21 protein-coding genes, 1 tRNA gene and 1 riboswitch are annotated in these 22727 nt (G+C 70.9%); of the genes, 11 read left to right on the forward strand and 11 right to left on the reverse strand.

Annotated elements, in window-relative coordinates:
- Positions 1-24: 24 nt before the first annotated feature.
- The gene (locus ACZ5PB_RS36975; RefSeq protein WP_468697402.1) at positions 25-1023 is read left to right on the forward strand and encodes a carbohydrate-binding protein; all 999 of its coding nucleotides are present in this window, start codon (positions 25-27) and stop codon (positions 1021-1023) included.
- 112 nt (positions 1024-1135) lie between these two features.
- Here the strand turns inward: ACZ5PB_RS36975 and ACZ5PB_RS36980 are convergent, their stop codons facing one another.
- The 6 genes from ACZ5PB_RS36980 to ACZ5PB_RS37005 form a co-directional block, all read right to left on the reverse strand.
- Positions 1136-1987, reverse strand: coding sequence for a class II fructose-bisphosphate aldolase (locus ACZ5PB_RS36980; RefSeq protein WP_468697404.1), 852 nt, complete (start codon positions 1985-1987; stop codon positions 1136-1138).
- A 46-nt stretch (positions 1988-2033) separates the two neighbouring features.
- Positions 2034-2993, reverse strand: coding sequence for a 1-phosphofructokinase family hexose kinase (locus tag ACZ5PB_RS36985; RefSeq protein ID WP_468697464.1), 960 nt, complete (start codon positions 2991-2993; stop codon positions 2034-2036).
- Positions 2994-3184: 191 nt separating this feature from the next.
- Positions 3185-4348: an N-acetylglucosamine-6-phosphate deacetylase gene (gene nagA, locus ACZ5PB_RS36990; protein WP_468697406.1), complete on the reverse strand. Its 1164-nt coding sequence runs from the start codon at positions 4346-4348 to the stop codon at positions 3185-3187.
- Positions 4348-5358: an ROK family protein gene (locus ACZ5PB_RS36995; RefSeq protein ID WP_468697407.1), complete on the reverse strand. Its 1011-nt coding sequence runs from the start codon at positions 5356-5358 to the stop codon at positions 4348-4350. Before ACZ5PB_RS36995 ends, nagA begins: the two co-directional genes overlap by 1 nt.
- Before the next feature lie 699 nt (positions 5359-6057).
- Positions 6058-6318: a DUF3263 domain-containing protein gene (locus ACZ5PB_RS37000; RefSeq protein ID WP_468697409.1), complete on the reverse strand. Its 261-nt coding sequence runs from the start codon at positions 6316-6318 to the stop codon at positions 6058-6060.
- Positions 6319-6328: 10 nt separating this feature from the next.
- On the reverse strand, positions 6329-7555 hold the full coding sequence (locus ACZ5PB_RS37005; protein ID WP_468697411.1) for an ABC transporter substrate-binding protein: 1227 nt from the start codon (positions 7553-7555) through the stop codon (positions 6329-6331).
- 320 nt (positions 7556-7875) lie between these two features.
- On the opposite strand from ACZ5PB_RS37005, the gene ACZ5PB_RS37010 reads away from it, so the two are divergent.
- The 3 genes from ACZ5PB_RS37010 (at position 7876) to ACZ5PB_RS37020 (ending at position 9819) form a co-directional block, all read left to right on the forward strand.
- Positions 7876-8784 (forward strand): SIS domain-containing protein, encoded by a 909-nt coding sequence (locus ACZ5PB_RS37010; protein ID WP_468697413.1) that lies wholly within the window; start codon positions 7876-7878, stop codon positions 8782-8784.
- A gap of 42 nt (positions 8785-8826) precedes the next feature.
- Positions 8827-9669, forward strand: a complete 843-nt coding sequence (gene otsB, locus ACZ5PB_RS37015) for a trehalose-phosphatase (protein ID WP_468697414.1) — start codon at positions 8827-8829, stop codon at positions 9667-9669.
- 76 nt (positions 9670-9745) lie between these two features.
- Positions 9746-9819: transfer RNA gene (locus ACZ5PB_RS37020), tRNA-Met, on the forward strand.
- A 73-nt stretch (positions 9820-9892) separates the two neighbouring features.
- Here ACZ5PB_RS37020 and ACZ5PB_RS37025 read toward each other — a convergent pair.
- Together ACZ5PB_RS37025 and ACZ5PB_RS37030 are read right to left on the reverse strand one after the other, a co-directional pair.
- Positions 9893-11332 carry an alpha,alpha-trehalose-phosphate synthase (UDP-forming) gene (locus ACZ5PB_RS37025; RefSeq protein WP_468697416.1) on the reverse strand — a complete coding sequence of 480 codons (1440 nt, stop codon included), beginning with the start codon at positions 11330-11332 and terminating at the stop codon, positions 9893-9895.
- Between the two features lie 67 nt (positions 11333-11399).
- On the reverse strand, positions 11400-12362 hold the full coding sequence (locus ACZ5PB_RS37030; RefSeq protein WP_468697417.1) for a glucosyl-3-phosphoglycerate synthase: 963 nt from the start codon (positions 12360-12362) through the stop codon (positions 11400-11402).
- A 163-nt stretch (positions 12363-12525) separates the two neighbouring features.
- Positions 12526-12653, forward strand: a riboswitch (SAM riboswitch).
- A 14-nt stretch (positions 12654-12667) separates the two neighbouring features.
- On the opposite strand from ACZ5PB_RS37030, the gene thrC reads away from it, so the two are divergent.
- The 4 genes from thrC to groL all read left to right on the forward strand — a co-directional run bounded on the left by thrC (position 12668) and on the right by groL (position 16875).
- Complete coding sequence (gene thrC, locus ACZ5PB_RS37035; protein ID WP_468697419.1) at positions 12668-13954, forward strand: threonine synthase; 1287 nt, start codon at positions 12668-12670, stop codon at positions 13952-13954.
- Positions 13955-13984: 30 nt separating this feature from the next.
- Positions 13985-14260 carry a MoaD/ThiS family protein gene (locus ACZ5PB_RS37040; RefSeq protein WP_468697420.1) on the forward strand — a complete coding sequence of 92 codons (276 nt, stop codon included), beginning with the start codon at positions 13985-13987 and terminating at the stop codon, positions 14258-14260.
- A 451-nt stretch (positions 14261-14711) separates the two neighbouring features.
- A complete protein-coding gene (locus ACZ5PB_RS37045; RefSeq protein ID WP_005315736.1) occupies positions 14712-14915 on the forward strand; it encodes a cold-shock protein in 204 nt (67 codons plus the stop codon).
- Between the two features lie 337 nt (positions 14916-15252).
- The gene (groL, locus tag ACZ5PB_RS37050) at positions 15253-16875 is read left to right on the forward strand and encodes a chaperonin GroEL (RefSeq protein ID WP_468697421.1); all 1623 of its coding nucleotides are present in this window, start codon (positions 15253-15255) and stop codon (positions 16873-16875) included.
- 114 nt (positions 16876-16989) lie between these two features.
- Here groL and ACZ5PB_RS37055 read toward each other — a convergent pair whose 3' ends face one another.
- From ACZ5PB_RS37055 to ACZ5PB_RS37065, 3 genes are all read right to left on the reverse strand, one after another.
- Complete coding sequence (locus ACZ5PB_RS37055) at positions 16990-18522, reverse strand: PTS transporter subunit EIIC (RefSeq protein ID WP_468697424.1); 1533 nt, start codon at positions 18520-18522, stop codon at positions 16990-16992.
- Positions 18523-18563: 41 nt separating this feature from the next.
- Positions 18564-19520 carry an N-acetylmuramic acid 6-phosphate etherase gene (gene murQ, locus ACZ5PB_RS37060; RefSeq protein ID WP_468697425.1) on the reverse strand — a complete coding sequence of 319 codons (957 nt, stop codon included), beginning with the start codon at positions 19518-19520 and terminating at the stop codon, positions 18564-18566.
- 65 nt (positions 19521-19585) lie between these two features.
- Positions 19586-20536 (reverse strand): MurR/RpiR family transcriptional regulator, encoded by a 951-nt coding sequence (locus tag ACZ5PB_RS37065; protein ID WP_468697427.1) that lies wholly within the window; start codon positions 20534-20536, stop codon positions 19586-19588.
- 81 nt (positions 20537-20617) lie between these two features.
- Here ACZ5PB_RS37065 and ACZ5PB_RS37070 point away from each other — a divergent pair, with 81 nt between their 5' ends.
- The 3 genes from ACZ5PB_RS37070 (at position 20618) to ACZ5PB_RS37080 (ending at position 22722) form a co-directional block, all read left to right on the forward strand.
- Positions 20618-20983: a hypothetical protein gene (locus tag ACZ5PB_RS37070; protein ID WP_468697429.1), complete on the forward strand. Its 366-nt coding sequence runs from the start codon at positions 20618-20620 to the stop codon at positions 20981-20983.
- On the forward strand, positions 20980-21243 hold the full coding sequence (locus ACZ5PB_RS37075) for a DUF4031 domain-containing protein (RefSeq protein ID WP_468697431.1): 264 nt from the start codon (positions 20980-20982) through the stop codon (positions 21241-21243). Before ACZ5PB_RS37070 ends, ACZ5PB_RS37075 begins: the two co-directional genes overlap by 4 nt.
- A 216-nt stretch (positions 21244-21459) precedes the next feature.
- A complete protein-coding gene (locus tag ACZ5PB_RS37080; RefSeq protein WP_468697433.1) occupies positions 21460-22722 on the forward strand; it encodes a serine hydrolase domain-containing protein in 1263 nt (420 codons plus the stop codon).
- The last annotated feature ends 5 nt before the right edge of the window (positions 22723-22727 follow it).

Raw genomic sequence — 22727 nt, forward strand, 5'->3', positions numbered from 1 at the left:
AACATGGTGAGGAGTGACGCTGGGATGACGGCCGGGAACAACGGCACGGGCACGCCTGAGGACGACGACCCGTTCGGTTACCTCTACGAGGACGGACGTGCGGCGGGCGCCCAGCCGCCGAGCTCGGGCGGCGGCTACGGCTACCCGGGCCCGAGCTCGCAGCGCGGGGTCCCCAGGACGTCGTACAACCAGGTGCGGGCGGTCGGAGAGCGGCAGTACGGGCAGCAGGGGCAGCAGGGCGGCCAGCAGGCCACCCAGGCGTTCCCGCAGCAGCAGGGACAGCCGCAGTACGGGCAGCCCAACGCCCACTACGCGGCCCCCGAGACCCAGCCCGGCGGTGTCCCGCCGAGGCAGGCCCCCGGGTACCACGGTGACCAGGGCCACGGTGGCGGACGCGGACGCGGCCCGAACACCCGTGGGCTGCTGATCGGCGCCCTCGCGGTGGTCGCCGCCGTGGTGATAGGCATCGGGGCCGCGCTGTACTTCGGCAAGGGCGACGACAAGAAGGGCAACCAGGCGGGCGGCGAGACCACCGGCGGTGGTACGAACCAGTCCCAGGCGCCCTCGCCGTCGAAGGAGCCGACCAAGGACCCGGAGGAGCCGGCCGAGCTGCCGAAGGCGCAGGCGGGCGAGCTGACGCTGTCGCCGGGGCTGTCGACGGACAAGACGGTCAAGGGCTCCAAGTCCGAGAGCGGCGCCTACGTGCCGATGTCGGCCCCGGGGTCCTCGGCGACCTGGACGGTCAAGGTGCCCAAGGCCGGGGCGTACACGCTGTACGTGGACTACGGAATCCCGGGCAAGGACGCCCACGCCGACCTCGCGGTCAACGGCAAGCCGCACGGGACCGGCGTCAGCATGAAGAACTTCGGCGGCAGTCCGGCGGGTGACTGGGAGAAGGGGTGGCAGAAGACCTACTCCTACGTGGACCTCAAGGCGGGGGACAACACCTTCGTCATCTCCTGCCCGACGGGCTGCGAGGCCAACTTGGACCAGGTGTCGCTGGCCGAGGGGCACAAGCGCTAGCAGCGCGACGACCGCCCGACGCGAGTGCGATCTGACGCGGAGTGCCCCGCCGGAAGAGGTTTCCGGCGGGGCACTCGTGCGTATGGGGGCGACCGGCCAAAGCCGGTGACCGTCAGGCGATCGTCCGCAGGAAGTGCGTGACCGTCGCCGCCATCGCCTCGCGGCCCGGGACGAGGTACTTGCGCGGGTCGACCGTGGAGGGGTGGGCCTCCAGGAAGGTGCGGACCGCGCCGGTGAAGGCCGTGTTGAGGGCCGTACCGACGTTGATCTTGACCATGCCCGCGGTGACGGCGCGGCGGATCTCGTCGTCCGGAACGCCCGAGGAGCCGTGCAGGACCAGCGGGACCGGGACGGCTTCGCGCAGTTCGGCGATCAGGGCGTGGTCGAGGGCGGCGGTGCGCTCCGTCATGGCGTGCGAGGAGCCGACCGCGACGGCGAGGGCGTCGACCCCGGTGGCGGCGACGTAAGCGGCGGCCTCCTGGGGGTCGGTCCTTACACCCGGGGTGTGGGCGTCGAGCGGGGCCTCGCCGTCCTTGCCGCCGACCTTGCCGAGTTCGGCCTCGATCCAGATGCCGCGCTCGTGGCCCCAGCGGACGGCTTCGGCGGTCGCCTTGACGTTCTCGTCGTAGGAGAGCTTCGAGGCGTCGAACATCGCGGAGCTGAAACCGGCCTCGTGGGCGGCGTGCAGCAGGTCCACCGAGACGACGTGGTCGAGGTGGAGGGAGAGCGGGGCGGCCGAGGAGCGGGCGACGGCGGCGGCCGAGGCGGCGATGGCGAGGACGTTGCCGCCGTGGAACCTGACGGCGTTCTCGGAGATCTGGAGCACGGCGGGGGCGTTGCCGGCCCGCTCGGCACCGGTAGCTATCGCCTCGGCGTGCTCCAGGGTGATGACGTTGAAGGCGGCGAGGGCGCGGTGTTCGGCGGCGGCGGCCGAGACGAGGTCGCCGGTGTTGACGAGCGGCATGCGGACTTACCAATCCTCGGAGGACGGGGCAGGGCGGGGACACGCCCTAGGGGGTGCCTGGTGGGTGGAGGGCGGTGACCTTCACCTGGGGGAGCAGGGACTCGTACGTCGCGCGGTCGAAGTCGCCCGCCGTCGGGGCGGCGACGGTGGCCGCCGAGAGAGCCACCGCGCGGGTGAGCCGGTCCGGCCAGGGGAGGTCGTCGACCAGGCCGGACAGGAGTGCCGCCACGGCCGAGTCCCCGGCGCCGGTCGGGTTGCCCTTGACGGGGGCCGGGGGGACCGCCTGCCAGACGCCCGACTCGGTGGCGGCGAGGATCCCGTCCGGGCCGAGGGAGGCGATCACCGTGTGGGCGCCCCGGCGGCGGGCGTCGGCCGAGGCGGTCAGCGGTTCGCGGGAGCCGGTGAGCTGGGCCAGCTCGTCCAGGTTGGGCTTGATCAGGTCGGGGCGGGCGGCGATGCCCCGGCGCAGCGGTTCGCCGCTGGTGTCGAGCAGGACGGGGACGCCGGCCGTGCGGGCGCGCCGGATCAGGTCGGCGTACGCACCCACGTGGATGCCGGGCGGCAGGCTGCCGCAGAGGGCCACCGCCCGTGCGCCGCGCAGGAGTTGGTCGTACGAGGAGAGGAAGGCGTCCCACTCGTCGGGGGTGACCGCCGGTCCTGGCTCGTTGAGCTGGGTGGTGTCACCGGTGGACTCGTCGACGACGGCGAGGGTGCGGCGGGTGTTGCCGGAGACGGGGACGAGGGCGTCGGTGACGGAGCCGGGGGAAGCGCCGGTGGCAGACCCGGCCGAGGCGAGCAGTCCGCGCAGGACCTCTCCCGTCGGTCCGCCCACGAAACCCGTCACGACCGTCCGGTGTCCCAGGGCCGCCAGTACGCGGGCCACGTTGAGCCCCTTGCCGCCGGGGCGTTCGGTGACCGAGGTGACTCGGTGGGACGTGTGCGGCACCAGTTGAGTGACGTGGTGCGTGAGGTCGAGTGCGGTGTTCAACGTGACCGTCAGGATCACGGGGTCCACCGGGTCCACCGGGCCCACAGAGTTCACAGTGTCCACAGAGTCCTCGGACACGATCCGCGTTCACCCCCAGTAAGCGCTTTCCATACTTCCTACCAGGGGGATCATGCCAAAAAGAAAGTGGCTGGCCCAGGGGGCAGGGCCAGCCACTTCGTATCAATTCGGTAGAGCAATTCGGGCGTAAATCAGCCTACTTGGGGCGCAGTCACCCATTCGCCCTTGCGCATCACGCCCGCGATCGCGAAGTCCGCGTCGAGCACGACGAGGTCCGCGTCCTTGCCGGGCTCCAGGGAGCCGACCCTGTCGTCGACGCCGAGCAGCCGTGCCGGGTTCGCCGACAGGGACCGTACGGCGTCCTCGACCGGCAGCCCGTCGACGGTGACCGAGCGGCGGAACGCGGTGTCCAGCGTGAGCGTCGAGCCCGCGATCGAGCCGCCCTCGGCGAGGCGTGCGACCCCGTCGCGCACCTCCACCGCGAGCGGGCCGAGCTGGTACTGCCCGTCGCCGAAGCCCGCCGCGTCCATCGCGTCGGTGATCAGCGCGACGCGGGGCGCGCCGGCGTGGTGGTACGCGAGCTGGAAGGAGGCGGGGTGGAGGTGGGTGCCGTCGTTGATCAGCTCGATGGTGACCCGCTCGTCCTCCAGGAGGGCGACGATCGGGCCGGGGTCGCGGTGCCCGATGGGCGGCATCGCGTTGAAGAGGTGGGTGGCGACGGTGGCGCCCGCGTCGATGGCCTCGACGGTCTGCTCGTACGTGGCGTCGGTGTGGCCGATGGCGGCGATCACGCCGTGCTCGGCGAGCAGCCGTACGGAGTCGATGCCGCCGGTCATCTCCGTGGCCAGCGTGAACATCTTCGCCGTGCCGTGCGCCGCGTCCATCAGCTTGCGGACGTCCGCCGGGTCGGGGTCGCGCAGCAGCGCCTCGCTGTGCGCGCCCTTGCGGCACGGCGAGATGAACGGGCCCTCGAAGTGGATGCCCGCGAGGTCGCCCTGCTGGACGATCTCGGCGAGGAGCGAGGCGCGGGAGGCCAGGAAGTCCATCTCGCCGGTGACCATGGAGGCGACCATGGTGGTCGTGCCGTGCTCGCGGTGCGTCCGGATGCCCTGGAGCACCTCCTCGGGCGTACCGGAGGTGAAGGAGGCGCCGCCGCCGCCGTGCACGTGCATGTCGACGAAGCCGGGGACGATCCAGTGGCCCGACAGGTCGAGTGCGGCTGCCTCCGGGGCCGTGCCGTCGGGGAGCGCTCCCGCGATCTTCGTACCGTCGACGATGACCCGGCCGCCGTCGACGGTGCCGGTGGGGAGCACCACCTTGGCGCCGGACAGGACCTGGACCTTGCTGCTGGCCATCAGTCGGATACCTCCGTGGTGTCCATGACGTCGTTGCGCATGGTGGGGTGGGGGGTACGTGTGGTGCTGTCGTTGTACGTCGCGAGCAGGTCCCAGGCGAGGAGGCCCGCCCCCAGGCAGCCCGCCGTGTCGCCGAGCGCGGCCGGCACGATCGTCGGCAGGCTCTGGAACGTGACGCGTTCCTCGACCGCCGCACGCAGCGGTACGAACAGGGTTTCACCGGCCTCGGCAAGACCGCCACCGACGATGATCGTCCGGGGGTCGAGCAGGGTGAGCGCGGTGACCAGTCCGTCGGCGAGGGCGTCGATGGCGGCGTGCCAGACGGCGACCGCCTTCTCGTCGCCGCTCTCGACGGCCTTGGCGCAGTCGGCGGCGTCGGCCGCCGGGTCGCCGGAGGCCTCGGCCCAGGCCTCGGACACGGCGGAGGCGGAGGCGTAGCGCTCCAGACAGCCGCGCTGGCCGCAGCCGCAGTGGACGCCGCCGGGGCGCACCACGACGTGGCCGATCTCGCCCGCACCGGCGTGGGCACCGGCCTCGATGGTGCCGTCGATGCCGATGGCACCCGCGATTCCGGTTCCCAGGGGTACGAAGAGGAAGCGGTCGGCACCCTTGCCGGCGCCGATGCGGCCCTCGGCGAGGCCGCCGGTACGCACGTCGTGGCCGAGGGCGACGGGGACCGGGGGGCGGTCGGGGCCGCTGAGGCGCTCGCCGATCAGGGCGCGCAGCGGGACCTTGCTCCAGCCGAGGTTGGCGGCGTAGAGGGCGATGCCGTTCTCGGCGTCGACGATGCCGGGGACGGCCACGCCGACGGCGGACGCGCTCTCGCCGTAGTGCTCCTCGCCGTGGGCGCGCAGATCCTCCGCGAATCCGAGGATCGTCTCGACGACCGCGTCCGCGCCGCGCTCTCGGCCGGTGGGGCGGCGGGCCTCGTGGAGGAGCGTGCCGTCGGCGCCGACCAGGGCGGCCTTCATTCCGGTGCCGCCCACATCGAGGGCGATGACGTGTTTCACGGCCCCAGTGTCGCCCGTCAACCCCGGACAGGTCTAGTCCACTCCCCGTCACCCCCGGCCCGACTCCCCGGAAACCTCACCATTCCGTCCCCTACCACGCAGCCCCCGCCGGGCGCGCGGAGCTGCGCCACTGCACGGCTCCACCGCACGAACACGACCAGCCCCTCTCGCAGGGGTACCGCGTCCCCGCCCACCCCCGCGCGGGGGTGCGCCCCTTTAGGGGCGCGGGGAACTGCGCGACCAGCCACACTCGACCCGCACCTCCCCCACCCACCCCAACCGGGCTGCCACCCGGGGCCCGGGGCGCAGCCCCGGCAGCCCACCCCACCCCGCCCGCCCGCACGGGCCCGGGGTCCGGGGCAGAGCCCCGGCAACCCACCCACCCCCTGCCCGCCCGCACGGGCCCGGGGTCCGGGGCGGAGCCCCGGTTTCGGGAAGGGGCGGGGTGGGGTGAAGCCCCGCGCAGCGGACCACTCGTGTGTGGAGCGGGGGCCAAGGCGGAGCTGGGGCGGGGCCCGAAGGTGCGGCTCCGCCGGGGGCCGCCCCCTTGCCCGCCCGTTCCGCCCCCGGGGGCGGCCCCGCCGCCCAAGGGGGCTCGGGGGTAGGGGCGGCCCCGCCGCCCAAGGGGGCGGGGTAACGGGTGCGGCCCCGCCGCCCAAGGGAGCTAGGGGGTCGGGGCGGCACCGCCGCCCGAGGGGGTTAGTGGTGGGAGCGGTGGGAGTGGCGGAGGCGGCGGAGGCGGTGGATGGTGATGGGGTCGTGGGACTCGGCGCGGACGTCGTCCAGCAGGGCGTTCAGGAGCTGGTAGTAGCGGGTCGGCGACATGCCGAGCTGCTCGCGGATCGCCCGCTCCTTGGCTCCGGGCCCGGACCACCCCTGCCGTTCCACGGCGAGTACCGCGAGCTCGCGGGGGGACAGTTCGGCAGGGTCCGTGGTCGGGGCCTCGTCCTCGTGCGACATGCGCGCCAGTTTATTGGGCGCTGTCCGTCGCCACGGCTTCCCGGTGCAGAACGCCCAGCACCCCGCCCGGCGTGTTCCCCGGCTCCACCGTCTTGCCGATCTGCTGCTTGATGTTCTCGCTGACCTTCGCCCAGGACGTCTTGCCCACCGGGTACAGCTGCGACGTCGGCATCGCGTCCAGGAACTTGCGGGTCTTGTCGTGCTTGCCGTCCGTGGCCATCTTGTCCGTCGCCGAGATGGTCACCGGCTGGAGGTCGAACTCGTCGGCGAAGGCCAGCACGTTCTCGTCGTTGTACGCGAAGTCGAGGAACCTGCCGATCTCCGCGCGGTGGCCGTTCTGCTTGAAGCCCATCATCCAGTCCGCGACACCCATCGACGGCTTGGCGGTGCCGTCCGAGCTGGGCAGCGGGATCATCTCGTACTTCACGCCGTTCTTCTCGGCCTGCTTCATCAGCGACGGGTGGCCGTTGACCATGCCGACCTCGCCCTTCGCGAAGGCCTCGAAGGCGGCCTTGCGGTTGAGCTTGCCGGGGGCGACGGGCCCGGTCAGACCGGGGGAGACCAGCTTGTCCTTGAGGAAGTTGAAGGCGCTGATGTTGTCGGCGGAGTTGATCGAGTACGAGCCGATGTCGTCGGTGTAGCCGGAGCCGGCCGACAGCATCCAGTTCATGGTCTCGGCCTGCGCCTCCTCCGGGCCGAACGGCAGCGCGAACGGGTACTTCACGCCCTCTTCCTTGAGCGCCTTCGCGTCGGTGGCGATGTCGTCCCAGGTCTTCGGGGCGCGCGGGATGCCGGCCTTCTCGAAGAGGTCCTTGTTGTAGAACATCAGCCGGGTGCTGCCGACGAAGGGCATCCCGTACTGCCGCAGGTTCACCTCGCCCGCCTTGGCGAGCGGGTTGAGGAAATTGGCCTGGGTGGGGATGGAGAGCAGCTCGTCGACGCTGTAGAGCTTGTCGGAGGCGACGTAGTCGGCGTACGCGCCGATCTGGGCGATGTCGGGGGCGTCCTTGGCCTTGACCATCTCGCTGACCTTGCGGTCCACGTCGTCCCACGAGTAGATCTGGACGTCGATCTTGACCTTGGGGTTCTTCGCCTCGAAGGCGCGGGCGACGTTGTTCCAGTACTTCTTGGTGCCGTCGCCGCCGTCGATGTTGTAGTCCGCCGCGACGAACTTGAGGGTCACCTCGTCGGAGCCGCCGATGCCGATGCTGCCGCAACCCGTGACGGTCGTTGCCATAGCGAGTGCGGCTATTGCCGCGGTCAGACCCAAGTAGCGCCGCTGCACAGCCCGTCCACCCTTTTTGCCCAGTTTGATGCGTGTTCTGCGTGAGGGGTAAGGGGGCCTTTGTGAGGCCGTCCCTGTCCCACCTACGCACTTGTCCGTATGAGTTGCGATTTTCCCCGATGCGCGACCGCGAGGTCTACACCACTTGGGTATCTCTTGTGCAACACCTTCCGCAAATCGCGTACGGGCTGCTAAGCAGAGCGGGACCAAGGTCATCAGAGGTCCGCACGTCCGCACCACGCCCGATTTGTGTACTTGAGGAGTCGTCGCGCATGTCCCGCACCGCAGTTGAGATTGCCACCCAGCCCACCTGTTGGCGGCGCGCCGCCGAGTACGCGACCGGCTTCGAGGGCCTTCCCCTGCCTGGTGAGCGCGTCGCGGTCACCGGCTGCGGCACCTCCTGGTTCATGGCGATGGCGTACGCGGCGCTGCGCGAGGCCTCCGGCCAGGGCGAGACGGACGCCTTCGCGTCGTCGGAGTTCCCGACCGGCCGGACCTACGACCGTGTGGTGGCAATCACTCGCTCCGGCACCACCAGCGAGGTGCTCGCCCTGCTGTCGGAGGTACGGGGCAAGGTGCCGACGCTCGCCCTCACCGGCGACCCCAAGACCCCCGTCATGGACGCGGCGGACGTCGTCGCCGTACTGGACTGGGCGGACGAGGAGTCGGTGGTCCAGACCCGTTTCGCGACGACCGCGCTCGCCTTCCTGCGTGCCGGACTTGAGCACACGGGCCCGCTGGCCGACGGCGTGAAGACGGTCGAGGCGGCGGCGGTGGACGCCGAGCTGGCGATCAGCGAGCCGCTGGCGGAGGCCGTGGTCGGCGCCGAGCAGTGGACCTTCCTCGGGCGCGGCTGGACGTACGGCCTCGCCCAGGAGGCCGGACTGAAGATGCGCGAGGCGGCCGGGGCGTGGACCGAGTCCTACCCGGCGATGGAGTACCGGCACGGCCCGATCTCGATCACCGGCCCCAACCGGGTGGCCTGGATGTTCGGCACGCTGCCCGACGGCCTCGCGGGTGACGTCGCCAATGTCGGCGGCACGGTGATCGCCCACCCGACCGCCGACCCGATGGCGGACCTGATCCGCGCCCAGCGCCTCGCGGTGGTCCTGGCGGAGGCCAAGGGCTTCGACCCCGACCACCCCCGCAACCTCTCCCGCAGCGTGATCCTGACCCCCTGAGAGGCTTAGCCGAGGCGGCGGCCGACGGGTAGGGTCAACGGCATGGGGACCCTTTTCGAACCGTCCACCGAAAGCGGCCGCGATGCCCTCGCCGCCCTCCTCTCCGCGCCCCAACGCGCCCTGGTGGCCCTCGACTTCGACGGAACGCTCGCCGAGATCGTGCCGGACCCGGAGCAGGCCCGCGCCCACCGGGCAGCCGTCCCCGCCCTGGCGGCCCTCGCGCCGAGGGTCGCCAGCGTGGCGATCGTGACCGGCCGGCCTGCCGGGGTGGCCGTACGGTACGGCGGCTTCGCCGGAGTCCCCGGGCTGGAGCACCTCGTCGTGCTCGGGCACTACGGGGCCGAGCGCTGGGACGCGGTCACCGGCACCGTCCGGGCACCCGCCCCGCACCCCGGCATCGCCGCCGCCCGCGCCGAACTCCCCGGCGTCCTGGACGCCCACGGTGCCTGGCACGGCACCTGGATCGAGGAGAAGGGGCAGGCCGTCGCGGTCCACACCCGCCGGGCCGGTGACCCGCAGGCCGCCTTCGAGGCACTGCGCACCCCGCTCGCGGAGCTGGCCGCCCGGCACGGGCTGATCCTCGAACCGGGGCGCCTGGTACTGGAGTTGAGGCCGCCGGGAGTGGACAAGGGAGTGGCCCTCGCCGAGTACGTACGGGAGATCGGCGCGCACAGCGTCGTCTACGCGGGCGACGACCTCGGTGACCTCCCCGCGTACGCCACCGTCGAGAAGCTCCGCTCCGACGGGATCCCCGGACTGCTGGTGTGCAGCGGCACCGCCGTGCCCGAACTCGCCGAGCGGGCGGACCTGTTGCTCGCCGGGCCGGGTGAAGTGGCCCAATTCATGGGGCAGTTGGCGGAAGCGGTGCGCGCTCGTACGGCCTAGCCGGGCCTCGGCCGGAACCGGCCCGGCAAACCGATTTCCCACCGCCGGGGAAAACACGTACTGTCGTGTTCACCGACGCGGGGTGGAGCAGCTCGGTAGCTCGCTGGGCTCATAACCCAGAGGTCGCAGGTTCAAATCCTGTCCCCGCTACTGAAGAAATAGCAGTAGGCCCGGGGCCCGGAACTCGACAGAGTTCCGGGCCCCGGGCCGTTTTCGTCCTCCCTCACGCGCGCAGCGCCTCCAGCTGCTCCAGGAACCACTGCTGCGGCGGCAGCGCCGTGGCCGCAGCGGCCAGCCGCTTGGTGCGTTCCGCGCGCTCGGCCGGCTCCATCGTCAGCGCCTCGTGCAGCGCGTCCGCCGTGCCCGTGACGTCGTACGGGTTGACCGTGACGGCGTCCTCGCCCAGTTCCTCGTACGCCCCCGCCTCCCGGGACAGCACCAGCGCGCAGCCGTCGTCGGAGACCACCGGCACCTCCTTGGCGACCAGGTTCATGCCGTCGCGGATCGGGTTGACCAGGGCCACGTCGGCCAGCCGGTAGGCGGCCAGGGAGCGGGCGAAGTCGTCCTTGACGTGGAGCAGGACCGGGGTCCAGTCCGGGGTGCCGTACGTGGCGTTGATGCGCTCGGCGGCCTGCTGGACGGCCGCGGTGTAGTCGCGGTAGACCGCCAGGTCCTGCCGGGAGGGGTACGCGAAGGCGAGGTGCACGACCCGCTCCCGCCACTCGGGGCGGGTGGCGAGCAGGTGCTCGTACGCGAGGAGGCCGCGCACGATGTTCTTGGAGAGCTCCGTGCGGTCGACGCGGACCACGGTCCGGCGGGGGAGGCCTTCGGGGCCGGTGCCGATCTGGTCGCGGAGGGCGGTCATCCGCTCCTCGACGTCGTCGCGGTGGGAGCGCTCGCGCAGGAAGTCGGCGTCGGCGCCGAGCCCGTGCACCCCGATCCGCTTGCCGTCGAGGGCCTCCTCGCCGAGCAGGTCGAGCGCGCACGCCGTGAACGCGTCGGCCCACCTGCGGGTCAGGAAGGCGGCCCGGTCCGCGCCGAGGATGCCGCCGACGAGTTGGCGGGCGATGTCGTCGGGGAGCAGCCGGAAGTAGTCGACCGGGGCCCACGGGGTGTGCGAGAAGTGGCCGATGCGCAGGTCGGGGCGGAGCTCGCGGAGCATTCCGGGGACCAGGCAGAGGTGGTAGTCCTGCACGAGGACGGCGGCCCCGGGGGCGGCGGCCTCGGCGAGCGCCTCGGCGAAGGCGCGGTTGTAGGTCTCGTACGATGCCCACTGGCGGCGGAAATCCGCGTCGAAGGCGGGCTCCAGCGGGGTCTGGTAGAGCAGGTGGTGGACGAACCAGAGGACCGAGTTCGCGATGCCGTTGTACGCGGCGGAGTGCGTGGCCGGGTCGATGTCGAGCATCCGCACCCCGGGCTCCCCGACCCCGCGCCGGACCGCCTCCCGGTCGCCGTCGCCCAGGGCCGCGCACACCCACAGGGCGTCCTGGCCCTCGGCGCCGACCGCGCTGAGTCCGGAGACGAGTCCGCCCCCGCCCCTCTTCGCGTCGAGGGAACCGGTCTCGTCGTCGAGCGTGTACGAGACCGGTCCTCGGTTGGACGCGACGAGGATCCGGGGGGCGGGGATGCTGGTCGGGGGAGGCGGGGAATCCGGGGCAGTCATGTGGCGAAACCTAGCCCGTCCCGGTTTCCCTCAAACGTGGCCGAGGGCCCGCTCCGCCGGGATCGCCCTACGCCGCGTGGCGGGCCGCGTACTCCCGGATCTCGCGCATCGGCGGCCGCTCCTCCGTGTCCACAGGGTGTGTACGGGGCACGAAGGTGCCGTCCTGCCGCTCGAACTGGGTGAGTGACGGGCGGATCAAGTGGCCTCGGGAGAGCCGGAGTTGGGCCGTACGGTAGATGGAGGCGGCCATCCGGCCCAGGGCCTGGCCGTCCTGGTGGCGGTGTTTGCGGACGCCCACGTCGACCTGGGCGAGGGCATTGAGGCCGACGGTGTGCAGCGAGTCGATGAGCAGGCCGAGCTCGACCCCGTACCCGACGGGGAAGGGCAGCCGCTCCAGGAGGCTGCGGCGGGCCGCGTACTCGCCGCCCAACGGCTGTACGAATCCGGCCAGTTGGGGCCAGTGGAGGTTGAGCAGGGGGCGCGCCATCAGCTCGGTGACCCGGCCGCCCTGGCCCGCCGCCGCGCCCAGCGGACGGTCGTAGGTGGCCTTCACGAACTGGACGTCCGGCTCGGTCAGCAGCGGGCCGACGATCCCGGACACGAACGAGGAGTCGAAGTCCACCAGGTCCGCGTCCACGAAGCACACCACGTCACCCCGTGTGACCAGCAGTGACCGCCACAGCACCTCGCCCTTGCCGGGTACCGCGGGGAGGCGCGGGAGGACGTCGTCCCGGTGGACCACCCGGGCGCCCGCCCCGGCCGCCGCCCGCGCCGTGCCGTCGGTCGAGCCGGAGTCGATCACCACCAGTTCGTCCACCAGGGGGACGCCCCCGCCCCCGGCCTCCGGGCCCATCAGGTCCCGTCGGATATCGGCCACGATCCGGCCGACCGTCGCCTCCTCGTTCAGGGCGGGCAGGACGACGCTGACACTCTGGGCGCGGGCCGCCTTCGCGGCGAGCAGCCGGTCCAGCGGGCGGTCGGCGGCGGTCCAGGACCGCGTGCCCAGCCAGCGCTCCACCTCTTCCAGCACGCCCGTCACTCCCGACTCTGTGATCCATCTCGCGGTCCGGACGGCTGTCTCAAGCGCCCGGGGGTTCGGTTACAGTCTTGAACAACGCGGACGACCGTCGCATGTCGGGGTCGGTGCCGCGCACAAATACCCGGGCCGCTCACGCGGGCGCCCGGAGTCATAGCGCTCATCCAGAGGGACAGAGGGAAACGGCCCGTTGAAGTCCCGGCAACCCCCCGACCGACCGCGAGGTCAGGTCCGGAAGGTGCCAATTCCGTCTCGTGGCGAAAGCCGTCACGGGGAAGATGAGGAAGGACCTCGCCATCATGGCTGTGCAGACCACCGCAACCACCACCTCCGTGGACCTCGGCCCCGCCGCCGCGCTGTCCTGCCGCGAGTGCGGCGAGCGTTTCGCGCTCGGCCCGATCTTCGCCTGCGAGCTGTGTTTCGGCCCGCTGGAAGTCGCGTACGACCTGCCCCTGGGCGACCCCGAAGCGCTGCGCAAGCAGATCGAAGCGGGCCCGCAGAACATCTGGCGCTACGCGCCGCTGCTGCCCGTCCCCGCCGACGTCGCCGACAAGCCCAACATCGCCCCCGGCTGGACCAAGCTGGTCAAGGCCGACAACCTCGCGCGTGAACTCGGCGTCGAGCCGGGCAAGTTGTTCGTCAAGGACGACTCCGGCAACCCGACGCACTCCTTCAAGGACCGCGTCGTCGCGCAGGCCCTGGAGGCCGCCCGCGCCTTCGGGTTCACCACGCTCTCCTGCTCCTCGACCGGCAACCTCGCGGGCGCCGTCGGCGCCGCGGCGGCCCGGGCCGGCTTCCGCTCCTGCGTGTTCATCCCGCACGACCTGGAGCAGGGCAAGGTCGTCTCTGCCGCCGTCTACGGTGGCGAGCTCGTCGCCATCGAGGGCAACTACGACGACGTGAACCGCTTCTGCTCCGAGCTCATCGGCGACCCGCTGGGCGAGGGCTGGGGCTTCGTCAACGTGAACCTGCGGCCGTACTACGGCGAGGGATCCAAGACGCTGGCGTACGAGATCTGCGAGCAGCTCGGCTGGCAGCTGCCCGACCAGCTCGTCATCCCGATCGCCTCGGGCTCCCAGCTCACGAAGATCGACAAGGGCCTCCAGGAGCTGATCAAGCTCGGCCTGGTCGAGGACAAGCCCTACAAGATCTTCGGCGCCCAGGCGGAAGGCTGCTCGCCGGTGTCCGTGGCCTTCAAGGCCGGCACGGACGTGGTGCGCCCGCAGAAGCCGAACACCATCGCCAAGTCGCTGGCCATCGGCAACCCGGCGGACGGCCCGTACGTCCTGGACATCGCCCGCCGGACCGGTGGCGCGGTGGAGGACGTGAACGACGAGCAGGTCGTCGAGGCGGTCAAGCTGCTCGCGCGCACCGAGGGCATCTTCGCGGAGACCGCGGGCGGTGTGACGGTGGGCGTCACGAAGAAGCTGATCGAGAACGGCCTCATCGACCCGGCCCTGACCACCGTGGTGCTCAACACCGGCGACGGCCTGAAGACCCTCGACGCGGTGGCCCCGACCACGGGTCCGACCGCGACCATCCGGCCGAACCTGGACGCGTTCCGCGACGCCGGCCTGGCACGCTGAATCACCCCCGTAACGGAAGGCAGAAACACCATGAGCGTCAAGGTCCGCATCCCCACCATCCTCCGTACGTACACGGGCGGTGAGTCCGAGGTCGCCGCCGAGGGCGCGACCCTCGCGGAGGTCATCGCCGACCTGGAGAAGAACCACACCGGCATCGCCGCCCGCGTCCTGGACGACCAGGGCAAGCTGCGCCGCTTCGTGAACGTCTACGTGAACGACGACGACGTGCGCTTCGAGAGCGGCCTGGAGACGGCCACTCCGGACGGCGCCGGCATCTCGATCATCCCGGCCGTCGCCGGCGGCTGAGAACCGCTTCCGCGGAAGCGCACAGGGGGCGGGAGACCGTCCCCAACGCGCCCCTCGTTAACCCAAGTTGCCCCCTCCGCTCACAAGCGGAGGGGGCAATTCTGCATGGTTGAAAGAGGTAGAGTAGGGGAAGCCCCTCCGCTCGCCCGTGCCCCGTGCATATGAGAACGCGACAAGATGGGGCTTGCGAGTTCGAGCCTTTTGTTGCCGAATCGCACATTATGTCCGGCCCGACTTGCCCTGGAATCCGGGCAGTTGACCGTTCCGGCCTTTCGAGCCTGCCCAGAATTCTCGTCCAATTGACCTGTTGCAGAGGGCAGTTGGGCGGATACATTCAGCCGCGGTCGACGCGCTACGGCGCACATCCACCGCGTTCCTGTCGGCGGGTGGGGTCTGACCCGGGGTCGCGAAGTGCGGCCTCGCGCAAGGGCCAGTAATAGGGGAGTTAGGCATGGCTCAGGGCACCGTCAAGTGGTTCAACGCGGAGAAGGGGTACGGCTTCATCGCGGTCGACGGTGGTGCGGATGTTTTCGTCCACTACAGCGCGATTCAGATGGACGGCTACCGCACCCTTGAAGAAGGTCAGCGAGTCGAGTTCGAGATCTCGCAGGGCCAGAAGGGTCCGCAGGCGGACATGGTCAAGCTCGCCGTCTGATCTCGGCGCGATCGGCCACCGACGCACACTTCAGCGACTTGTGTAAGCACTCACGCACCTAGGGTCCGTGTCCCCTCACAGGGGTACGGGCCCTTGGTGCGTTTGGCGTACGGGGGTCCGTGCGGGCCGGGATCTGTGGTAGCCGCTTGCACTCGCCCATGCCGAGTGCTAATCATTGGCGTTAGCACTCTCCCAGTGAGAGTGACAGAACTTGGACCAGGTTCGGTGAGGCCCACGGGGTCGGGGGTAAGGAATCCTCCGCCTTTCGGGCCGTCCGTCGCGGGCAGCGAACCCCCGGTCCGGAGAAATCCACCCCGTCCTGGGAGGACCACTTCACATGGCCAAGATCATCGCGTTCGACGAGGAGGCCCGGCGCGGCCTCGAGCGTGGCATGAACCAGCTCGCCGACGCCGTCAAGGTCACCCTTGGCCCCAAGGGCCGCAACGTCGTCCTTGAGAAGAAGTGGGGCGCCCCCACGATCACCAACGACGGTGTCTCCATCGCGAAGGAAATCGAGCTGGAGGACCCGTACGAGAAGATCGGCGCCGAGCTCGTCAAGGAGGTCGCGAAGAAGACGGACGACGTCGCCGGTGACGGCACGACGACCGCGACCGTCCTCGCGCAGGCGCTGGTCCGTGAGGGCCTCCGCAACGTCGCCGCGGGTGCCAACCCGATGGCCCTGAAGCGTGGCATCGAGAAGGCCGTCGAGGCCGTCTCCGCCGCACTCCTGGAGCAGGCGAAGGATGTCGAGACCAAGGAGCAGATCGCTTCGACGGCCTCCATCTCCGCCGCCGACACCCAGATCGGCGAGCTCATCGCCGAGGCGATGGACAAGGTCGGCAAGGAAGGCGTCATCACGGTCGAGGAGTCGCAGACCTTCGGCCTGGAGCTTGAGCTCACCGAGGGCATGCGCTTCGACAAGGGCTACATCTCGGCGTACTTCGCGACCGACATGGAGCGCATGGAGTCGGCTCTCGACGACCCGTACATCCTGATCGTCAACTCGAAGATCGGCAACGTGAAGGACCTCCTTCCGCTGCTGGAGAAGGTCATGCAGTCGGGCAAGCCCCTGCTGATCATCGCCGAGGACGTCGAGGGCGAGGCGCTCTCCACCCTGGTCGTGAACAAGATCCGCGGCACCTTCAAGTCCGTCGCCGTCAAGGCCCCGGGCTTCGGCGACCGCCGCAAGGCCATGCTGAACGACATCGCCATCCTCACGGGCGGCACGGTCATCTCCGAAGAGGTCGGCCTCAAGCTGGAGAACGCCGGTCTCGACCTGCTCGGCCGCGCCCGCAAGGTCGTCATCACCAAGGACGAGACGACCATCGTCGACGGTGCCGGTGACAGCGACCAGGTCGCCGGTCGCGTGAACCAGATCCGTGCCGAGATCGAGAACAGCGACTCGGACTACGACCGCGAGAAGCTCCAGGAGCGCCTGGCGAAGCTGGCCGGCGGCGTGGCCGTCATCAAGGCCGGTGCCGCCACCGAGGTCGAGCTCAAGGAGCGCAAGCACCGCATCGAGGACGCCGTTCGCAACGCGAAGGCCGCCGTCGAAGAGGGCATCGTCGCCGGTGGTGGCGTCGCCCTCCTCCAGGCCTCGGCCGTCTTCGAGAAGCTGGAGCTCACGGGCGACGAGGCGACCGGCGCCAACGCCGTGAAGCTCGCGCTGGAGGCCCCGCTCAAGCAGATCGCCGTCAACGGTGGTCTTGAGGGTGGCGTCGTCGTCGAGAAGGTCCGCAACCTCCCGATCGGTCACGGCCTGAACGCCGCGACCGGCGAGTACGTGGACATGATCGCCGAGGGCATCCTCGACCCGGCGAAGGTCACGCGCTCTGCCCTGCAGAACGCCGCCTCCATCGCCGCGCTGTTCCTCACCACCGAGGCCGTCATCGCCGACAAGCCCGAGAAGGCCGGCGCTGCCGCCCCGGGTGGCATGCCGGGCGGTGACATGGACTTCTGATCGGCCCCTCCGGCTGATCGCCAGTCCTTCGCACGAACCGAGGGCGGTACTTCCCTTCACAGGGGGGTACCGCCCTCGGGCGTTCGTGTGTGCGGTGCGTTCGGTGTGGTGGCGTCAGACTCCGGCGGGCTGTTTCGGTGTGTCTGCGGGGTCCGTGGGGGGTGTGGAGCCTGCGATCGGGGCCATTGCCGCGTCCGCTGCCGGGGCGTTCAGTTCCGTCAGCATCGACTTGGTGAAGCCGAAGTAGTACGTGGCGAGGAAGCCGACCGCGTAGCCGACGAACAGGCCGCCCGCGTAGACGGCGATCGTGGTGCCCAGGCCGTGGTTGCCCTGGAGGAGCGGGAACAGGGCCCAGCCGGACGGGCCGATGGCCGTCGAGCCGACCTTGTCGCCGAGCATCGAGAAGAGGCCGACGAACGCGCCGCCCGCGGCGCCGCCCGCGCACGCCGTGATGAAGGGGCGGCCGAGCGGGAGCGAGACACCGTAGATGAGCGGCTCGCCGACGCCCAGGATGCCGGCCGGGAGGGCGGACTTGATGGTCTTGCGGAGGGAGTGGTTGTTCTTCAGGCGCATGAACACCGCAACCGCGCAGCCGACCTGGCCCGCGCCCGCCATCGCCAGGATCGGGAGCAGGACGGTGAAGCCCTGCTGCTCGATGAGGGTGGTGTGGATGGGGATCAGGGCCTGGTGCAGGCCGAGCATGACCAGCGGGAGGAAGAAGCCGCCGAGGACCAGGCCCGCGAAGGCGCCGGTGTGGGCGAGCAGCCAGTCCGCGCCCGTACCGATGGCGGTGGAGATCTCACCGGCGACGAACATCAGGCCGAAGATGGTGACCAGGCCGGAGATCAGGACGGTCAGGGTCGGGGTGACCAGCACGTCGAGGGATTCGGGGACCCAGCGACGGCACCACTTCTCGATGTACACGGCGAGGACCGCCGCGCCCAGCGCGCCGAGCACACCGCCCTGGCCGGGGGAGAGGGTCTGGCCGAAGACGTCGATCTTGGCGACGCCCGCGAAGACGATGATGGAGGCGACCGCGCCGCCCAGGATCGGCGTACCGCCGAACTCCTTCGCCGTGTTGAAGCCGACGAAGACGGCGATCAGTGCCATGAAGCCGGAGGCGATGGCGGCCAGGGCCGGGGTGATGCCCGGCAGCCAGCCCAGGTTGATGAGCAGGCCGTTGAGTCCGGCGATGATGCCGCAGCCGATCAGGGCCGGGATCAGGGGTACGAAGATGTTCGCGACGCGGCGCAGGAACAGCTTGAACGGGGTGGCGTTCTTGGCCTTCTGGGCGGCCTTGATCGCGGCGCCCTGAGCTGCCAGCTCCTCGGCGGAGGGGGTGTGGTCCGGGGCGTCCCCCGCGGCGGGCGTGCCCGTGCTTTTCTGTTCCTCGATCAGTTTTTCGAACTCCGGGGTGACGCGGGCGACCGTCCCCGGCCCCAGCACGATCTGGTACGTGTCGTCCTCGACCACGCCCATCACGGCGGGCAGCGCCTTCAGCGCCTCGTCCTGGACGAGTGAGCGGTCGCGCAGACCCAGCCGGAGGCGGGTCATGCAGTGGGCGGCCGTCTCTACGTTGTCGGCGCCTCCGACGAGCGGAAGGATCGCGGCTGCGGTGGCGCGGTTCTTGTTTTCCGTGGTGCTCATGGTGCGTGGCCTTGCTGTGCGGGGGGTGGGGGAGTCCGCCGTCAGGCGGTGGAGGTGCGGGTGCGGGCGGCCGTCAGGGCGGCGCGCAGGTGGCCGTGCGCGTCATCGAGCAGGGCCTTGGCATCGGGGCCCTCGACGTCGCCGAGGATCACCAGGATCGCGTTCTTCACCTCCCCGTCGGTGGCGGCGAGGGCGGCCTCGATCTCCGCGTCGGCCGCGCCGGTGGCGAGGCCGACGATGCGCCGCGAGCGGGCGCGCAGCTTCTCGTTGGAGGCGCGGACGTCGACCATGAGGTTTCCGTAGGTCTTGCCGAGCCGGATCATGGTGATCGTCGAGATCATGTTGAGCACCAGCTTCTGGGCGGTGCCCGACTTCAACCGGGTGGATCCGGTGAGGAGTTCGGGGCCCACGACGACCTCGATGCCGTGGTCGGCGGCGGCGGCCAGCGCGCTGTCCGCGTTGCAGGACAGGCCCGCGGTGAGCGCGCCCAGGCTGCGGGCGTGCTCGACGGCGCCGATGGCGTACGGGGTGCGTCCCGAGGCGGAGATGCCGATGACGGTGTCGTCGGCGGTGAGCTTCAGCGCGTCCAGGTCCTCGCGGGCCAGCTCCTTGCTGTCCTCGGCGCCCTCGACGGCCTTGACCATGGCGGAGGGGCCGCCCGCGATGAGCCCGACGACCTCGCTGGGGTCGGTGTTGAAGGTGGGCGGGCACTCGCTGGCGTCCAGCACGCCGAGGCGTCCCGCCGTACCGGCACCGGCGTAGATCAGCCGGCCGCCGCGCGACATGCGGTCCGCGATGCCGTCGATGGCGGCGGCGATCTGCGGGAGCTTCGCGGCGACAGCGGCGGGCACGGTGGCGTCCTCGCCGTTCATCAGGGCGGCCAGCTCGGCGGTGGGCAGCTGGTCGATCTCGGCGAGCTCGGGGCGGAAGGCCTCGGTGGTCAACGTGGCGAGCTGGGCGCGGAGTTCACCGTAGGTCTGGTCGTCGGTGGCAGTCATCAGGGCGCGGCTCTCTCTGGTGGTACGGGGCGGGGGAGGGTACGGGCGGGGGTTACGGGGCCGGATCAGCGCGCGGCGCGCGGGTCCTGGCGGTGGTCGTGCCGGTGGGCCAGGGCTTCGTACGAGGCGGCCAGGGCGGGCGCCGCCGTGTCGTACGTGCGCTGGGCGACGCCCACGAACAGGCAGTCCACCACGAGGAGTTGACTGGTCCTGCTGGACATCGCGGCCGGGCGCAGTTCGCTCTCGCGCGCGGTGGAGGTGGTCAGTATGTGGTCGGCGTACTGGACGACGGGGGCGCCCGGGCGGCCGGTGATGGCGACCGTCGTCGCCCCGTGCTCGAAGGCGACCCGGAAGGGTTCGATGACGTCGCTGGTGGCGCCGGAGTGGGTGATCGCGACGGCGACGTCGCCCGCGCGCAGCTGCACCGCGTTGGTGACGGCGAGGTGCGGGTCGGTGTGGGAGTGGGCGATGACGCCGATCCGCAGGAGCTTCTGGGCGAGGTCCATACCGACCAGCGATGAGGCGCCGATCCCGTAGATGTCGACGCGCCTCGCGGTCGCCAACGCGGCCACGGCCGCGCCCAGTTGGACGGTGTCGAGACCGGCTGCCGTGTCGGCGAGGGTCTGCTGTTCGTCGTGCGCCAGCTTGGTGACGACGTCGGCGATCGGGTCGTCGACCGCGATGTCCGCCGTGACGGCGGGGGCCCGGCCCGACTCCTGGTGCGCGGCCAGTCCGGCGAGGGCGAGGCGGAGGTCCCGGTATCCCGGGTACCCCAGCAGGCGGGAGGTCCGTACGACGGTCGCCTCACTGGTGCCGGTGAGCTCGGCGAGACCGGTCACGGTCAGGGCGGCGCAGCCCGCCGGGTCGCCCGCGACGGCCTCCGCGACGCGCTGCATGGAGCGGGTCATGGAAGGGGCGAGGGTACGGACCTTGGCGGCCAGGGCGGCGGGGGCCGGGGCCTGGACCTTGGCGGTCGGCGAAAGGGGACTGGAAGTTTCCTTCACTGCTTTGCTCACACCTGAAAGGTATTTTCAGGCAGGGGTTCGGTCAAGAGGCCCAAAGTCCCGGACGAGGTGAGTCGCGGGACAATGGGGCGCATGGAGCACAGTGACCCCACCGGCCGTCTTGAGCAGGCCCTGCACACCGCCCGCGCCCTGGTGATGGCCGACCTCGCGGCCCGCGATGTGGCCGAGGCGCAGATCGTGTCCCTCGTCGAGGACGCGGTGGTGCATCGCAGGTGGTGGGTGGAGCAGTGGCCCGAGGGCGTCGAGTTCGTCGTCGGACTGATCGCCCAGGACGTGCAGGACGCTCTCCTGGAGGACTACGGCCGCTGGCCGCTGTGCCCGGTCTGCGAGGACGGCCCGCACGCACTGGAGGTCGAGCCCGAGCTGGGTGCCGACCCGCACTGGGTGTGCACCAAGCAGGTGGTGGCGGTGGCCCCGGTCGGCGGTCTGCGCCCGTGACCCTCTACATAGACCCGCCGACCTGGCCGGGCCACGGCCGGATGTGGTCGCACCTGGTCAGCGATGTGTCGTACGAGGAACTGCACGCGTTCGCGGCCCGGATCGGCGCCCCGCCGCGCGCCTTCGAGCGCGACCACTACGACATCCCCGCCGAGCGGTACGGGGACGCGGTGGCGGCCGGGGCGGTGGAGATCGGCAGCAAGGAACTGGTGCGGCGGATCACGGCGGCCGGGCTGCGGCGGCGGAAGTTCGCGGGGTAGGCCCGAGGGCTGTCGGGGCGCTGCGTTTCCCCGCACCCCATTGCAACGCGACCCGCGACCACCTTTGCGTTAACTCGCAAGCCCATTGCAATGAATGGCTCTGTATCCCCCAGGTTGCAGGCGGTTGCTTGCGTATTCATCGTTGACCGATTCATAAACGCAATGTAGCTTCGTGCTCGTTCAGTACTTGCTGAACCTTCACGAGGGGGATTCACCATGGGCGGCAACGGCAACGGCAACGGCAACGGCAACGGCAACGGCAACGGCAGCTTCTCCGAAGCGGGTCTGCGCAGGATGCACGACGTACTGGCGGGCCACGTCGACTCCGGGAAGATCCCCGGTCTCGTCGCACTGGTCGGCCGGGGCGGCGAGACGCACGTCGAGACGCTCGGCACGATGCGCCACGACGGCGGTCCCGCGATGGCCCGGGACACGATCTTCCGGATGGCGTCGACGTCCAAGCCGGTCGCGATGTCGGCCGCCATGGTCCTGCTCGACGAGTGCAGGCTGCGGCTGGACGACCAGGTCCAGGAGTGGCTGCCCGAGCTCGCCGACCGGCAGGTGCTCAAGCGTCTTGACGGTCCGTTGGACGAGACCGAGCCCGCCCGTCGGCCGATCACCGTACGGGACCTGCTGACCTCGACGTTCGGCCTCGGCATGGACATCACGGCGATCGGCACCCCGATCTTCGGCGCGATCTTCGAGAACGGGCTCACCCCCGACGGCCCGGAGCCGATGCCGGGACCGGACGAGTGGATGCGCCGCCTCGGCACGCTGCCGCTGATGGCCCACCCCGGCGAGCGCTGGCAGTACCAGATCAGCCACGACGTGCTGAGCGTGCTGGTCGCCAGGGTCACCGGCAAGACGTACGAGGAGTTCCTGCGCGAGCGGATCTTCGAGCCGCTGGGCATGAAGGACACCGGCTTCCACGTCCCCGCCGACAAGATCGACCGGCTGCCCGACCTCTACGCACCGGACCCGCAGACCGGCGAGTTCCACGTGTGGGACGCGGCGAAGGGCGGCCGGTGGAGCCGGCCGCCGGCGTTCCAGGGCGGCGGCGGTGGCCTGGTCTCGACCGTCGACGACTTCCACGCGTACTTCACCATGCTGCTCAACGGCGGCAAGCACGGCGACGAGCGGATCCTGTCCCGCGCGGCCGTCGAGCTGATGACCACCAACCGCCTCTCGCCGGAGCAGACGGCGGCCCGCAAGGCAATGGCCGAGGACAACGTCCACCTGTCCTTCGGCCAGGGCCAGCACGGCGGCTGGGGCTTCGGGATGGCGGTGCGCACCTACCGGGGCGACTACGCGCCCGTCGGCCAGTTCGGCTGGGACGGCGGCAGCGGCGCCTCCGCCTACGCGGACCCGGAGACCGGCCTCACCGGCCTGCTGCTCACCCAGGTCGGCATGACGGTCCCGAACGCGGCCCACGCCATCCACGACTTCTGGACGACGGCGTACCAGGCGATCGAGGACTGAGGTCC

This window comes from Streptomyces sp. NPDC032721, from assembly GCF_055579625.1.

Coding starts and splice junctions, on each gene's coding strand:
- ACZ5PB_RS36975 (WP_468697402.1), top strand. CDS start 25: ATGACGGCCGGGAACAACGGCACGGGCACGCCTGAGGACGACGACCCG.
- ACZ5PB_RS36980 (WP_468697404.1), bottom strand. CDS start 1,987: ATGCCGCTCGTCAACACCGGCGACCTCGTCTCGGCCGCCGCCGCCGAA.
- nagA (WP_468697406.1), bottom strand. CDS start 4,348: ATGGCCAGCAGCAAGGTCCAGGTCCTGTCCGGCGCCAAGGTGGTGCTC.
- ACZ5PB_RS37000 (WP_468697409.1), bottom strand. CDS start 6,318: ATGTCGCACGAGGACGAGGCCCCGACCACGGACCCTGCCGAACTGTCC.
- ACZ5PB_RS37005 (WP_468697411.1), bottom strand. CDS start 7,555: ATGGCAACGACCGTCACGGGTTGCGGCAGCATCGGCATCGGCGGCTCC.
- ACZ5PB_RS37010 (WP_468697413.1), top strand. CDS start 7,876: ATGTCCCGCACCGCAGTTGAGATTGCCACCCAGCCCACCTGTTGGCGG.
- otsB (WP_468697414.1), top strand. CDS start 8,827: ATGGGGACCCTTTTCGAACCGTCCACCGAAAGCGGCCGCGATGCCCTC.
- ACZ5PB_RS37025 (WP_468697416.1), bottom strand. CDS start 11,332: ATGACTGCCCCGGATTCCCCGCCTCCCCCGACCAGCATCCCCGCCCCC.
- thrC (WP_468697419.1), top strand. CDS start 12,668: ATGGCTGTGCAGACCACCGCAACCACCACCTCCGTGGACCTCGGCCCC.
- ACZ5PB_RS37040 (WP_468697420.1), top strand. CDS start 13,985: ATGAGCGTCAAGGTCCGCATCCCCACCATCCTCCGTACGTACACGGGC.
- ACZ5PB_RS37045 (WP_005315736.1), top strand. CDS start 14,712: ATGGCTCAGGGCACCGTCAAGTGGTTCAACGCGGAGAAGGGGTACGGC.
- groL (WP_468697421.1), top strand. CDS start 15,253: ATGGCCAAGATCATCGCGTTCGACGAGGAGGCCCGGCGCGGCCTCGAG.
- ACZ5PB_RS37055 (WP_468697424.1), bottom strand. CDS start 18,522: ATGAGCACCACGGAAAACAAGAACCGCGCCACCGCAGCCGCGATCCTT.
- murQ (WP_468697425.1), bottom strand. CDS start 19,520: ATGACTGCCACCGACGACCAGACCTACGGTGAACTCCGCGCCCAGCTC.
- ACZ5PB_RS37070 (WP_468697429.1), top strand. CDS start 20,618: ATGGAGCACAGTGACCCCACCGGCCGTCTTGAGCAGGCCCTGCACACC.
- ACZ5PB_RS37080 (WP_468697433.1), top strand. CDS start 21,460: ATGGGCGGCAACGGCAACGGCAACGGCAACGGCAACGGCAACGGCAAC.